Raw genomic sequence first — 14,121 nt, 5'->3', positions numbered from 1 at the left:
TTCCGCAGTTATTTGTCTTCAATTTGGGCCAGGGACTGAAATTTTCTCCCTTCGACATAGGCGAGAAAGGCTCCACCACCTGTAGAAACGTGGGTAATCTGGTTCGCATAACCAAACTTTTCAACTGCTTCTGCCGTTTCGCCACCACCAACGATGGTTGTGGTTTTGCTGGCATCTGCCAGTGCTTTTGCAATCCCCTGTGTTCCCTGACTGAATTTTGGCCTTTCAAACCATCCTACGGGACCATTCCAGATCACCGTGCCAGCATTCAGGATGATTTGTCGATATGTTTCTACAGTGGCTGGGCCAATGTCAACCCCTTCGTAACCATCAGGCAAATCACCCTGAACGATTTGGGTGTCGTCGAGATTTCCCGAATTGGCCACCATCACTTCTGTTGGTAGCAGAATCTTTTTGCCTACATAGGGAACCAGATTGGCTGCGGCTACTAGCTCTTCATCGGGAATGGTCATATTTCCAACTGACATTCCCAGAGATTTGAAAAATGTATAAGCCATTTTACCGCCAATCAACAGTTGATCGACTTTTTGCAGCAAGACGTTAATGAAAGCGATTTTATCGGAAACTTTTGCCCCACCCATCACAGCAATCATTGGTCGAGTTGGATTTTCCATCAAACCATCAATCACACGTAATTCTTTTTCAACCAACAATCCCAGAACAGTCGATTTCCCAGCCGTTTTCATTGCAGCTGGCACTGCTACCATGGAGGCATCCTTGTCGTTCTGACAGGTGCCGAACGCGTCGTTCACGTAAATGTCGGCCAGTTCAGCGATTTGTGCCGCAAACTCTGAGTCATTTTTCTGTTCGCGCGGATCAAAGCGTACATTTTCCAACAACAGTACCTGCCCAGGTTGTAATTGATGTGCCGCAGTCCGCACCGAGTCGTCAATTACATGATCACTCGGCTTTTTCACTTCTACGCCCAGTAATTCGGAAAATCGAGCAGCAACACGGTCCATTTTCAAAAACTGGTCCGCAGTGGGATCACCTTTTGGCCGGCCCAGGTGGCTCATAGCAATGATCGAGGCACCGTTTTCCAGTAAGTAGCGAATTGTTGGTAAAGCAGCCCGAATCCGCAAATCGTTGGTTATTTCACCAGATTTTTTGTCGAATGGCACATTAAAATCGACACGGATTAAAACACGCTTCCCTTGAATCGAACTCAGATCATTAATATTTTTCTTCGAACCCATTGTTACTCTCTGTTTCCTGTTTCATTCAGTTTGTTGATGCCCTGATAAAAGTGAAGGGGCAAATTCGAATCGTTTAAATGATGTATCGGGATACGATTTTCTGTGCCCACTCAATTTAGGATCAGTATGTCCAATTTCTTGGAGAAAGAAATGAAACTGCGCCCACATTTATGTGTACTTTAGTTAGACGATATTGAGTGGTATTTAGTTCACTAAAATTTGATTTTTGTAGTAATTTTTCATAAGTTGCATTCTCTTAAGTACTTAGAGCAACGATTTGTTCAAAGTACTTGAACTGACTTTCTGAATGCGGCAGGTAAGTTCAATATGAAATTGCAATTTTTCAGAAAAAATCAAAATAAATCGGCACAATCGAATCAGATATGATACAGTGTATATTAATGTTCGCACGATTACTAGAGTGTTATCAGACGAACAGATGTTGCGGATAGTTTCCACTGCTGACTAGTTGCTGTCGCAATTTTCAAGCTGGGAATAGCTTTTTTTGCATTTCCGCTGTCATCTATTGTTAAAATAATAGTTCTTGGATCTCTCCAACGATCTGGATGATCGGAGCCGTGGCTGGATGAAACTTTTCTCACAAGTTTACCCGCAACTCAGGCATACGCTTTCCCACGGAAGGTGGTTCACGCCATCCGTGATCGTGTTGCTAATTGGTCTGGAAATGTATGGCCGTCAGGCCACCACAGACATCCACGACACGATTGGTGCAATCGTATTGCTGCTGATTATGGCAACGATTGCTCTCCGGCATCGTAATAATCCAACATCCTGGGTGAAACGATTAGGCTGGCTGGTCTGGCGGCTGGCAAAATTAACCGATTTCGTGAAGTTATCCTTTGGTCCAGATTTGCGGGGCTCCCCTCAAATCCCAAGAAAAATGCCTCTCGGCTACCACTTGTTGCTGGCAAGTTTAGCCGCATGGTGTATTCTGGGCACCCTTGCCTGGTATTATTTTCCAAGTGGCTGGCGACCTCCTGTTGTGCAGGTTTCTTATATCGCGTACCTGTTTTTGCTCAGCCTGTTGTGGGGAGCAATGTTCCTTACATGTCTGGCAGGTGTCTATCTGCCAACGATGGTGGTTTCTCGTCTGTTCCCACAAACAGAAGGCACGCCGTATAATCGTCGTCGATTAATTGCAATTGCCTCCTACATTTCTTCGATCAGCATTCTCAGTTGGTTGTTCCCACTCTGGATCCCTCTGACAGTAAATGCACTGTTTTGGCTAGGTGCTCTGGTCGTGCAATTTACTCTGGGATTTGGGAATTCCAACATGCAATTGATCTGGCGAGCCTACCGCAGCCAGAAAATTTTTGCCATTACCCTGCCCCGATTGCTGTTAGCTTGCACATCAGTCGCAATATTTGGTCTTTTTGCACTGACAATAAGTGCTTCGGGAAGTTACCTCTACGGTAAACCAAAAGCAGAACAGGTTATGGGGCTGACAAATATGCTTGGCACCTGGGTAGCTTGGCTTTCTCCAGGAATGTTTCTTTCATCATTTATACTTGCCTGGTACGCTTGGATTCGATCTCCATCAGGTAAAGAAATCCGCTTCATCGACCTGGAAAATGGCAGTGAGCCCACCCGCAATCATTTCGCCAGACTGGTTCGTCCCCACGGTTGGCATCTGGCGACACCTGTGACCGAAACGGACTACTGTACGATTCATGTGCGAATCGTTCATCCCGAAGCATCTCAGGCAACAGAATTCGATCCCAAATGGCCGCTGGAACTTTGTCTCGAGGATTTGAAGAATGCCGATGTTCATTTTCGACTGAAACGGCGTTATGAACTACAGGCTAGGCGAAAGTTCCTGCGTTGCACAGAAGTATTGTTCAAACAGGCAAAATCGGTACCCCGCAATGGCGCTGAAGGCTATTGGTTCGCTCCTCACCTTTGGTTTGTCGGCGGCCTGACTAGAGATGAAGCGATTTCCAGTGAAGATGAAATGGCATTTCTGGCAGAAATGATCGGCCCGCCTTACCGTGAATTGTATCCCTTGTCTGTACGGAAGTACTTTTACCATTTGCTGCGGGCAATGGAAATTGATGTCATTTTCATTGAAATTGGCATCGGTGCGGGCCCAATCATTCGAATATTCAGGCGATTATTCGAAGTTTATGATCGCACCCATCCCGCCAGACGTGCTGAAGACCTAGATTTTCGACAAATGATCAAATATCGAGTGATGTTCCACGATCTGGATGTTGAACAGAAAAAGTCGGAATCGAAATATTACGAACCAAAATTCGCACCACTTGGAAGGTTAAGGATCATGCATATCTACCGCGATAAAGGTGGCGAAGAAGAGCTGCAGGATTCTCCATTCAGTTCAGACTCTTCACCTGTGCCATTGGCGCTTGCTTGAAAGTTCTGGCAACTCGCGCAATTTCGTGTATACTGATTCACTCAACCATACAGTTGAACCTGTGCAAATAGTATTTCACAATAAATGCTGTAATTCATTGAATGGTTGAATTTCCAGCATATACGCTTGTTATCGGACAACAATGGGTGTTACCTTACTTCAGTATGCGGAATCGCTTGATCAGAGGAAACTCCCCTGGCCTTCTCCCCCTGCCCCGATTCCGGTAAAGGCGAAACCAAGTACCGCACCTGTTCCAGGTATCCGACTCGTGTTGTGGAACACATACGGAACTCTACTGAATATCGCAGGTGGGGATTTGCGTCATCAAGTTGATGATGACTTCATGATGAACATCGCGCTGGATAAAACGATCACCGAGTTTAAGATGTGGGGTTCAATGAGCAGGAAACCTGGTCAGCCTGCGGAATACATGAAAGAAATCTACAAAAAGGTATTCACAGAATTTCAATTTGCCGGTAGTGATGTGAAATTGCCGGAAATTGCTTCCCATCGTGTCTGGGAGGCGATTATTGGAAAGCTCTTCCAGAAAGAGTACAAATACGACACCACTTTCTACGGTGATCCGAACGAATTTTCGCAAAAAGTAGCCTTTTTCTTTCACCGCTCGTTACAAGGCACTGCTGCTTACCCCCACGCTGCAACGGCGATCAAAGAAATTGCGCAACTGGGCATCAAACAAGGTGTTCTCTCGAACGGCCAGGTGTTCACTTTACCCCACCTTCAGTATTGCCTGACGCAGCAATCCCCAGGATTCGATTTTCAGGCGATCTTGCAGGAACAGCATTCTGTTGTTTCATTCAAAGCTTCTGCCAGAAAACCGGAAGACAAAGTTTTCGAACAATCAATAGAAATGATTGAACAAATGGGAATATCTCCTGGTCAAGTGCTTCATATTGGCAACAGTATTCCTCGCGATCTGATGCCGGCTAAACAGTGGGGGATGAAAACGGCGTTATTTGCCGGTGATCGAACTAGTTTGGAGGCAACCAGTGATGATTTAAAACATCCTGCTTCTCGCCCCGATGCCCTGTTAACGCAGCTAATTGATATCATTCCGCTTTTGGGTCACTAATTTTTAACAGCAATGAGACACCAGCCTTTCATCGATCTTCAACCGTACTACAATGCGGCCCCGATCGCAACTCGAGAAGAGATTCGTAAGTTCCTGCCACACCGCGATCACATGGAACACCTGACTGCGGTGGTGCATTTGGATACCACCAACCACATTCTGGTGGGGTACAAGGATGTGTTGGAAGATGAGTTCTGGACTTCCGGTCACATGCCAGGCTATCCCATCCTGCCTGGCGTTTTAATGATCGAAGCTGCAGCACAACTATTGTGTTATTACGTGCTGAAAACGGGCTTGCTTTCCGATGTGCTTCTGGGTCTGGGTGGGGTTGAAAATGCCCGTTTTCGCACCAGCGTCCGCCCTGGCGAGCGACTGTACCTGCTTTGCAAGGGAAATCGCGTTGACCGTAGACAGATGAACTTTACCGCACAAGGATTTGTCAACGACAAAATGGCTTTTCAGTGCGATGTAATCGGTATGGTGATTCCTGGACAGGATTATTTGAAAATAACATCTAATGAATAGCCGCCCAAAAATATATCATATTGACTATATAAATAACATAATATATAATTGAGCGAATTATTGTGCGGCACCGCCAACGTCTTGAAATTGACCAACTTACTCCAGTGTTATTTGAAACCTCTCCTGAAACCACTGGTAGGCTGGTATGGGAACAGTTATTTGGTAACAACAATCCCATTGAAATCGAGGTGGGTTTTGGCAAAGGGTTATTTCTGCTGAATAATGCCACCCAACACCCGGAGAAAAACTACTTTGGCATTGAAATCGTGCGGAAATATCAATTGCTGACGGCCGCACGGGTAATCCATGCTGATCTTCAGAACATCCGGCTTGCCTGTGGGGATGCGAATTGTTTTCTCAGAGACCGGATTCCAGCACATAGTGTCAGCACATTGCACATCTATTTTCCTGATCCGTGGTGGAAAGCTCGCCACCGAAAGCGGCGAGTGTTTACCGTAGAATTTGTGAACCACGTCTGGCAGTCGCTATTGCCAGGTGGGCATTTTCACATTGCAACGGATGTAGAAGAATATTTTAGAGTAATGCAGGAGGTAATGCAGGAATCGAGTTCCATTTATCAACCAATTGAACTTCCAGCATTACCTGCAGGAGAGCACGAAAAAGACTTTTTGACCAATTTCGAAAGAAAATATCGCAAGGAAGGTCGGCCAATTTATCGGGCTAGTTATGTCGCATTAGTCCAAACGGTCTAATTCTGGCAGTTTGTCCTGTAACTTTTCCTGTAATTGTGTTATGGCGTTACAATACCACCGCCGGATGGTGCGAGAATCTTTACCATACATTTCAGCAATCGCTTCTTTATCGATACCGTGATAGAAAACGAGGCAAAAAATGTCCCGCTCCAATTCAGGGAGTTTCAGCACTGTTTCATGGAACGAAAACCAGTGATCGAGATCCGAATTTTCTGCAGAGGTCAAATTTTCAGGTATATTCTTAGCCACTTCGGGATCAATTTCGCGGATGTTCTGATACCACCCGTTTGCCCCTAAGTACTTTCTGGCTAAGCTTTTGAGTTCATTAGCCAACTCCCAGCTTGCCAGATGAAAAAATTCTTTTGTTGATTGGATATCTTTGCTTTTCAGCCTCCGCCAAAGCCGTTGGTGCATCATGTTCATGACATCGCCCGTTTCTTCCATCTGCCGCACAGATGGAAATCTACGAAGCATCTTTCGAGTCAAAAACTGAAGACGCACTTCAACTTGCTTGACGAGTTGATCGTAGGCAGTGTCATCACCAGCCTTTAAGCGGTTGGTGATAATGATCAATTGATTCGTATTAAACTCTTCAGACTGGTCCATGAAACCCTCAGGCTAACCAGTATTCCATCACTGAAATGGTATTGAAATGATCCTGCAATTACGAAGCGAGATCAATCGTCCCGATTGCTGTCTAGCTTCTTTTGAATCGCTTTGCGTCGCTCCTGGTCACTTTTAGAAATATCTTCCAGTTTTAACGCTTTTTTCCACATTTCGACGGCTTTGTTCGTTTGACCCAGCGCTTTATAAGTCTCGGCCAGGTGATCATAAATTTCGATGTGAGCACCGTCCTCCAGTTTGACGGCTGCTTCCAACTCCTTTAATGCTTCCTGATATTTCTTTTTCTTGAAGAGTACCCATCCCAGGCTATCCAGGTAAGCAGCATTGTCGACATCAAGATCTTTGGGCAGGTTTTCGATTGCCTTGCGTTCTTCACGATCAAATTCAATTGCCTGGCGAATCAGTTTTTCAGCATCATCAAGGCGTTTATCGTGGTCAGCCAGAGTAAAACCTAAATCATTCAGATAGGTGGGATTTTTGGGATCCTCTTTAACCAGTTCTTCCAGAATAGTAATCCCTTTGTCGAGATCTTTCATCGATACGTAAACACTGCTTAAAATGTAGCGAATTCGCTGGCCGATGCGGTCTCGCTGCTCTTTTTCCAATCGATCGAACTTCTTCAACCTGCTGAGCGAAAGTTCATAGGCTTCCGCAGCTTCTTTATATTTTTCACCTTCTCTTAACACGTCCCCTTTCAAGCGGACAAAATACCAGCCTCCACGGTCATCTTCGACGAGTCTGTCGGCGAGTGCGACAGCTTCATCAATTTTGCCTTTACGCGCCACATTCATCACCATCTTTTCCATGATGAACGGTTTCATCCGAGAGATTGGACTTTCCGGATCATCGATAGGGATTTCCAGAAATTCCTGGCAGGCTTGAATTGCTTCGTCGTATTTTTTTGTGGCAGCATAAAGGTCGATTAAAGAATCGAACACATCTACGATTTTGGATGCACTCCCCACTTTCGTAGCTTCTTCAGATGCTGCGCGGTATAGCTGAACTGCATCGTCCGACAATTTGAAGTTTTGTGCCAGTCTGCCCATTACAAAAAGTGCGTTGTAATTGATGTCGCGCTTCTTTGCCTTACTGAGTTCAACAGCAACTGGAATGAGCTTTTTACTAAGTTGTTCATCACGAGCCAGTTCCACCAGTCGTTTTGTCATCGAAGTAGTACCGGTCAAGCGATTCAATTCGAGAACGGTCTTGGTTAACTCTTCTTTGGTCGGTTCCGCACCATAAAACGTTGGAACGGTAATCAACAGCAATCCAACAACCAGCACTTTGTGCATCAAATGGCTCATCCATTACTCCATCAATTCTAACCATACAACCTTCCATTCTAACCCAAATTGCCTTTTTTGCTACACCGAAATTTCATGAGAAATGGGCAACTGGCATTTGTCACTAAATTTCCGTGCTATATTTCCTGAAAATGTTGTCAGTGAGTGATCTGAATGCCTCCCACACCGACTATCGACCGAACAATGCAGCCATTTCCAGGTGTAAAATTGCATCACCGCCTGGGTGTGGGGGCGTTTGGTGAAGTCTGGGAAGGCAGTTATGAAAGCGGCAGACGTGTTGCACTGAAGTTCATGGGTGGTAAAAATGGTGTTGTTTCACAGGAATTGAAGACAATTCAGGCACTTCAGCGAATTACGCACCCGCATTTATTGCCCACCTATCAGGTGTGCAGCATACCAAAATATATTGTCATCATCATGGAACTGGCGGATGGGAACCTGCTGGAACTCTGTCAGGTGTTTAAAGATGAATACGGTACTGGCATACCTGCAGAATTATTAGGAATTTACATGGCCCAAGTAGCATCTGCTCTGGATCATTTAAATTCGCGGAAGCATCGTTTTGATCACCGAACGGTGGGATTTGTCCATCGAGATATCAAACCGAGCAATATCCTTTTGTCTGGAGAACAGGCGAAATTGTGTGATTTTGGCTTCTGCACCCCAATTCATGCAAACTACCAGATTTGTCATGCCTCTGGAACACCAGACTTCTCCCCTCCGGAATTTTATTCGAATCAAATTACTCCGAATTCGGACCAGTATTCATTTGCAGTTACGTATTATTATCTGCGAACGGGGGAATTACCTTTCCCTGCGGTTACAAAAGCCTCTTTTTCACATCCAAGCGAACGAAAATCACCCAACCTCGGTGGTGTCAGTGCTGTGGAAGCCAAAATTCTGGAACGAGCACTCAATCCACAGCCGCAGCACCGGTGGGCTAGTTGCACCGAATTGATGCAGCAAATTTTTACTGGTCTGGGAATGACTTACCCGACAATTACCGAAAACGATGCCACCACGATGGCAACACCAGTAGAATCAATGTAAAAAATCACAGAAATAAATGAATTCTCATTAATAAATCACCCTATTCAAGTCTCCTCATTTCTGTTCATTGATTACCATGACTTCTTCTTGACAAAGATACAACTGTAAATAAATAAAGCAGTTCTTTAAGTTTCGATTTTGTAAGGGTTTCCTCTTCTATTTTTGCTGGATTTGCTATGAGCGCACCAAGCTACGAAAAAGTAACTGCCCCCACCACTGGCACAAGAATTAACCTGGAAAGTGGGCAATTTCCAGATGATCCCATCATTTGCCTTCTTCGTGGGGATGGTATTGGTCAGGACGTCAACGGTGTGCCAGGTATTACAGAATGTGCAATTCGAGTTCTGGACGCCGCAATCAGCAAATCATACGGTGGAAAGCGGAAAATTTCGTGGTTTGATGTGCACGCAGGGGATGTCGCTCGCAGTACATACTATCCCGAGGTCAAAGATGAACAGGTGGGGTCCCTTTCAGAAGAAGAACAACGCAAATTGTATATCCCTGATGACACGTTAAAGGCTTTCGAATATTACGGCGTGGGCCTGAAAGGTCCACTGACTACACCAATTGGTGGTGGTTTCCGAAGCATTAACGTGTTCTTGCGGATGCGATTCGATCTGTATTCCTGTGTTCGACCTGTGCGTTATTTTAAAGGGGTTGATGCACCCAATAAGCATGCCAGCAAAGTCGATATGTGCATCTTCCGGGAAAATACCGAAGACGTATACTGTGGGATCGAATTTAAATCGGGCAGCGAAAAAGCCAACAAGGTAATTGCTCTGTTGCGTGAAATGGGTTACCCCGCTGGTCAGATTCTTGATTCAAGCGGCATTGGCATCAAGCCGATCAGCCCGGAACGAACCAAGCGTCTGGTTCGCATGGCGATTAAATATGCAGTCGACAAAAAGTTGCCAAAAGTGACCCTGGTGCACAAAGGCAACATTATGAAGTTTACCGAAGGTGCCTTCAAAGATTGGGGTTACGAAGTCGCCAAGACTGAGTTCCGAGATCAGATCGTCACTGAAGACGAAGTTTGGAATGGCGCAAGTGCAGATGGGAAAATTCTCATAAATGACCGTATTGCTGACAGTATGTTCCAGCAGATTCAACTTCGGCCTGACGAATATTCCGTTGTCGCTACGCCAAACCTGAACGGTGACTATCTTTCCGACGCAGTTGCCGCACTGACTGGCGGGATTGGACTGGCAGCTGGTGCCAATATTGGCGATAAAGCAGCAATGTTTGAAGCCACCCACGGTACAGCACCGAAGTACACTGGCAAAAACATGGCAAACCCGGGCGCAGTGCTGCTTTCCGGCGTGTTACTATTAGAATATCTCCGTTGGTTTGAAGCTGCAGAACTCGTGAATCGTGCGGTTGAAAAGACTTTTGCAGAAAGTGAAGAAATTGCCCGCAGTGGTGCTGGCAAGAAGTTATATGTGACTTACGATATTGCCCGCCAATTCCCGAATTATACAGACAAAGATGGGGCCAGCAGCAGTGAATTCGCAGATCGCATTATTCACCATCTCGGGTAATCTCGCCACCTCACTTTGTTAATCTCTTACTGGGTAGTAATTCAGGTCGATTTCGCATACAGTTTTCCTGCGATCCATTCCCCACCTATAATTATTCATGAGCAAAAAGCTTATCCAGTTGATCGTTTTAGTAATCTTCGGTGGGTCAGCATTTTACTTTCTGTCCACCACAAACTTTTGGCATCAGATCATGGGACACACACGTGGTACACCGGTCAGAATTGGCAAACCTGCTGCAGGTCGCCTGGAATTAACTGAAGAAGAATGGAAGATTCGCTTGCCACCTGAAGCCTTCCGGGTTGCACGGCAGGAAGGAACAGAGCGAGCTTTTACTGGTGCCACCTGGGATAACAAAAAGCCTGGGGTCTACCAATGCGTTTGCTGTCAGCAACCGCTGTTTTCATCAACTACGAAGTTCGATTCAGGGACAGGTTGGCCCAGTTTCTGGGCCCCCATTGACGAGGAATCTCTGTCGCTATACGAAGACCGTGGGCTCTTCATGGTGCGTGTCGAAGTGCTATGCAGTAGATGCGATGCCCACCTGGGCCACGTTTTTGACGATGGCCCCGCGCCCACCGGTCTGCGGTATTGCATGAACTCTGCCGCGATGCATTTTGTTGAAGAAAAGTAAGAAGGACAAACAGAAAATTCAGCAATCAAATATTTGTCTGATCATTATTTTTGAAGAGTTGTAAAAATAATTTTGTTCCACGTAAATGCTTGTCTGTAAATAAGTTACGGCGATGAAATATTGTATTTTCACCAGCATTTTCAAGAAAAAACGCTTCGTATCTCACAGTCGTGGTAATATTATATGTGAAACAGTGTCCACGCTCACTGCACTGTTTTTGATGGTGTTGTGCCACAGATTGCAATTACGGTTTGCACTTGAACAGCATTTGTGGCACAATAACCGTGTGAAGTAAAACAGATTTGCAGAACAGTGTTATCCGCAAAGCATGAGAACCAACCTCAGTGCGGTACCTTTAGTGATCGGTTGAACTTCCAACCTCCCTCCCCAATGTGCATGTTCGCATCAGGCCTTTGTCGATTTTGTGAAAGGATGAACCTTACCTATGAAGACGATCCAGATTACTTTTCTGCTGACATTTCTGATCGCTTCCGCGTTATCAATCACCTTTGGACAGGACGCACCGATCAGCCTTGAGTCTGCGAAAGTTCAGGGGCGAAAAAATTCCAGCTATCTTACGACAGCGAATCCAGCATCGAAAGACGCTGGTGGGATCCCACTTGCAAACATTGCACAGTACAAGAAAAGTGTTCTGCCAATCCTGACAAAGAGCTGCCTGCACTGCCATGGACCTGAAAAAGCCAAGGGCAGGCTGAGGATTGATCAACTCAATCCCGACTTGCTTGCTGGTCCAGATGTCGAACGTTGGCGAGAAGTTTATAACGCCCTCAGTAAATCGGAAATGCCACCAGAAGGCGAACCAGCACTTGCTCACGCAAACAAGAGTCAGGTTGTGGAATGGCTAAGCGATGAACTGAACAAGGCGTCCATTGTTAGGCGAAACAGCAAAGAACACTCTTCCTTCCGTCGATTGACGAAGTACGAGTATGATTACGCCCTGCAGGATCTGCTTGGTTTGCCCTACTCTTTGGCAAGCAAGTTACCACCGGAAGCAAAAACAGAAGATGGTTTCCAAAACAGTTCCGAACTGTTACAAATTTCGGCAATGCAATTTGAAACCTATCGCGAACTTGCACTCAAAGCACTGAAACGGGCTACGGAAAGCGGGGAAAAACCAGCACCGGTTACCTACATCATTTCGATGCAACAGGAGTTCGAAAAGGCAATGCAGGTCAAGAATGCCAATATTGAAACAAATCAGGACAAGCTTAGAAACAGTCAACATCTGTGGGATCGGGCAACTGGCAGGGGGATCGGTTTAAGATCGACAAGATCGTTGTTCAGCCCGCTGCCCGTTTCAAAGCCTGTGGTGGGCCAAGTGCCTGACTCTCCAGTAGTTCTGGTACTGCCAGCTTCCAACGAATTAAAACTTGATCTGGATCGTTTTTTGCCAGATGAAGGGAACATGAGAGTTCGAATTCGAGCGGGTCGGTCGTCGATGGATCCCGACCAATACGCGAGCCTTCGTCTGATGTTGAGTGCCCACACCAGCAATAATGCCAACTTCTCCCAGGTCATCAGTCAACATGATATACCTGTGAAAGCAGCAGCTGATCAGCCCGAGGATATTCACTTCGATGTCCCCCTGGGCGACATCCAACGCAACCCGTTTCGGAAGCTGAAGACCTCCTTCCCCAGAAAGAACGAATTTCTGCATATCAGGAATATTTCCAACGCTACTGGCAGAGATCGTCTGAATCTATTGATCGACCATATTGAGATTACTGCACCATTTTTCGAGCAGTGGCCTCCGAAAACCCACACAAACATCTTTATCGAGAGCCCAAATAAGAACGATGAAAAACTCTACGGACGAGAGGTTCTGAATCGTTTCCTGAGACGTATCTGGCGCCGACCGGCTACTGCACAGGAAGTTGATAAATTCATGGGCCTTTTTGCAAAGTACCGTCCTGAATTTACCACTTTTGAAGACGCGATGGTGGAAGTGCTGGCAACTGCACTTGCCACACCAGAATTCCTGTACCTGACGCAACGAGCTGTTAAACAGCAACATTCCCCAGGGATGATCAGCGAGTTTGAGTTTGCAAGCCGCCTGGCAATCTTTTTATGGGCAAGTATACCAGATGATGAACTGTTGACCCTTGCAGAACAAGGGAAGCTGCGAATGCCAGAAATATTGACTCAACAAATAACAAGAATGTTGGCTGATCCACGTTCGAAGCGGTTTTCGCGGCACTTTGTTGAACAGTGGCTGGGACTGGACGGGTTGAATAGTGTTACCCATGTTCCGGCAACACTGCGGGAGGACATCCAGGAAGAGCCGATTGCATTCTTTGAAGAGGTCCTTCGTCACAACCACAGCATCATGGATTTTATTCATTCGGATTATGCTGTTGTCAACGAACGGCTGGCTGCCCACTACGGAATGCCCAAGGTTTATGGCCCGCATTTTCGCAAAGTACCCATAACTCCTTCCGTGCATCGAGGCGGCATATTAACTACCGCAGCAATTCTATCAATGAATTCTGATGGCAAAGATTCGCACCCATTGAAACGTGGTGTCTGGATGCTGAACCGCATTCTGCACGATCCCCCACCGCCGCCACCAGCAGATGTGCCGGAAGTGGATCTGACAAACCCGGAAATTCTGAAAATGACTTTGAAAGAACGTATAGCAGATCATCGAAACAAAGCTGCCTGTGCATCATGCCATTCGAAAATTGATCCGTGGGGAATCGCTTTCGAAAACTACGATGCTTTAGGAATCTTCCGAACGCAAATTCAGAACAAACCTGTGGATGCTACTTCTGAACTATTCAACAAGCAAACCCTTGCTGGGATGGATGGGCTCAAACGATATCTGCTGTTGGATCGCCAGGATCAATTCGCCAGAGCAATGGTGCATAAACTTACTGCTTATAGCATTGGAAGGCCGCTTACATTTGGCGATCGTGCTGAGATTGACGAGATTACCGCCCAATTCCGAAAGCGTGGTGACGGCTTACATGATTTACTCTTCCTGATCATCAACAGTAAACTTTTTAACTCTTAA

At 46.0% G+C, this 14,121-nt stretch carries 11 protein-coding genes; 8 read left to right on the top strand and 3 right to left on the bottom strand.

Features of this window, described 5'->3' with window-relative positions:
* Positions 1-8 precede the first annotated feature (8 nt).
* The gene (locus R3B84_05670) at positions 9-1,217 is read right to left on the bottom strand and encodes a phosphoglycerate kinase (protein MEZ6140041.1); all 1,209 of its coding nucleotides are present in this window, start codon (positions 1,215-1,217) and stop codon (positions 9-11) included.
* 658 nt (positions 1,218-1,875) lie between these two features.
* Here R3B84_05670 and R3B84_05665 point away from each other — a divergent pair.
* The 4 genes from R3B84_05665 (at position 1,876) to trmB (ending at position 5,940) form a co-directional block, all read left to right on the top strand.
* A complete protein-coding gene (locus tag R3B84_05665; GenBank protein ID MEZ6140040.1) occupies positions 1,876-3,609 on the top strand; it encodes a hypothetical protein in 1,734 nt (577 codons plus the stop codon).
* 142 nt (positions 3,610-3,751) lie between these two features.
* Positions 3,752-4,702, top strand: a complete 951-nt coding sequence (locus tag R3B84_05660; GenBank protein MEZ6140039.1) for an HAD family hydrolase — start codon at positions 3,752-3,754, stop codon at positions 4,700-4,702.
* A gap of 12 nt (positions 4,703-4,714) precedes the next feature.
* Positions 4,715-5,227, top strand: coding sequence for a 3-hydroxyacyl-ACP dehydratase FabZ family protein (locus R3B84_05655; GenBank protein MEZ6140038.1), 513 nt, complete (start codon positions 4,715-4,717; stop codon positions 5,225-5,227).
* A gap of 62 nt (positions 5,228-5,289) precedes the next feature.
* The gene (trmB, locus tag R3B84_05650; GenBank protein MEZ6140037.1) at positions 5,290-5,940 is read left to right on the top strand and encodes a tRNA (guanosine(46)-N7)-methyltransferase TrmB; all 651 of its coding nucleotides are present in this window, start codon (positions 5,290-5,292) and stop codon (positions 5,938-5,940) included.
* On the opposite strand, the gene R3B84_05645 is transcribed toward trmB, so the two are convergent.
* Both R3B84_05645 and R3B84_05640 read right to left on the bottom strand, forming a co-directional pair.
* A complete protein-coding gene (locus tag R3B84_05645; GenBank protein MEZ6140036.1) occupies positions 5,923-6,546 on the bottom strand; it encodes a sigma-70 family RNA polymerase sigma factor in 624 nt (207 codons plus the stop codon). The two genes, trmB and R3B84_05645, sit on opposite strands and share 18 nt — an antisense overlap.
* A gap of 71 nt (positions 6,547-6,617) precedes the next feature.
* On the bottom strand, positions 6,618-7,868 hold the full coding sequence (locus R3B84_05640; protein MEZ6140035.1) for a tetratricopeptide repeat protein: 1,251 nt from the start codon (positions 7,866-7,868) through the stop codon (positions 6,618-6,620).
* A gap of 153 nt (positions 7,869-8,021) precedes the next feature.
* Between R3B84_05640 and R3B84_05635 the strand changes: the two genes are divergently transcribed.
* The 4 genes from R3B84_05635 to R3B84_05620 all read left to right on the top strand — a co-directional run bounded on the left by R3B84_05635 (position 8,022) and on the right by R3B84_05620 (position 14,121).
* The gene (locus R3B84_05635; GenBank protein MEZ6140034.1) at positions 8,022-8,918 is read left to right on the top strand and encodes a serine/threonine-protein kinase; all 897 of its coding nucleotides are present in this window, start codon (positions 8,022-8,024) and stop codon (positions 8,916-8,918) included.
* A 176-nt stretch (positions 8,919-9,094) separates the two neighbouring features.
* Positions 9,095-10,456 (top strand): NADP-dependent isocitrate dehydrogenase, encoded by a 1,362-nt coding sequence (gene icd, locus R3B84_05630; protein ID MEZ6140033.1) that lies wholly within the window; start codon positions 9,095-9,097, stop codon positions 10,454-10,456.
* 190 nt (positions 10,457-10,646) lie between these two features.
* A complete protein-coding gene (gene msrB, locus R3B84_05625) occupies positions 10,647-11,087 on the top strand; it encodes a peptide-methionine (R)-S-oxide reductase MsrB (GenBank protein ID MEZ6140032.1) in 441 nt (146 codons plus the stop codon).
* Between the two features lie 445 nt (positions 11,088-11,532).
* The gene (locus tag R3B84_05620) at positions 11,533-14,121 is read left to right on the top strand and encodes a DUF1592 domain-containing protein (protein ID MEZ6140031.1); all 2,589 of its coding nucleotides are present in this window, start codon (positions 11,533-11,535) and stop codon (positions 14,119-14,121) included.

Origin of the sequence: Zavarzinella sp., from assembly GCA_041399155.1 — a bacterium.
Taxonomy (GTDB): domain Bacteria; phylum Planctomycetota; class Planctomycetia; order Gemmatales; family Gemmataceae; genus JAWKTI01.
This window is presented reverse-complemented; position numbering and strand designations above follow the sequence as displayed.

What these genes read in the sequence shown, in the direction of transcription:
- R3B84_05670 (MEZ6140041.1), bottom strand. Translation starts at nt 1,217, where the DNA reads ATGGGTTCGAAGAAAAATATTAATGATCTGAGTTCGATTCAAGGGAAG.
- msrB (MEZ6140032.1), top strand. Translation starts at nt 10,647, where the DNA reads ATGGGACACACACGTGGTACACCGGTCAGAATTGGCAAACCTGCTGCA.
- R3B84_05645 (MEZ6140036.1), bottom strand. Translation starts at nt 6,546, where the DNA reads ATGGACCAGTCTGAAGAGTTTAATACGAATCAATTGATCATTATCACC.
- R3B84_05635 (MEZ6140034.1), top strand. Translation starts at nt 8,022, where the DNA reads ATGCCTCCCACACCGACTATCGACCGAACAATGCAGCCATTTCCAGGT.
- R3B84_05620 (MEZ6140031.1), top strand. Translation starts at nt 11,533, where the DNA reads ATGAAGACGATCCAGATTACTTTTCTGCTGACATTTCTGATCGCTTCC.
- R3B84_05660 (MEZ6140039.1), top strand. Translation starts at nt 3,752, where the DNA reads ATGGGTGTTACCTTACTTCAGTATGCGGAATCGCTTGATCAGAGGAAA.
- R3B84_05655 (MEZ6140038.1), top strand. Translation starts at nt 4,715, where the DNA reads ATGAGACACCAGCCTTTCATCGATCTTCAACCGTACTACAATGCGGCC.
- R3B84_05640 (MEZ6140035.1), bottom strand. Translation starts at nt 7,868, where the DNA reads ATGAGCCATTTGATGCACAAAGTGCTGGTTGTTGGATTGCTGTTGATT.
- icd (MEZ6140033.1), top strand. Translation starts at nt 9,095, where the DNA reads ATGAGCGCACCAAGCTACGAAAAAGTAACTGCCCCCACCACTGGCACA.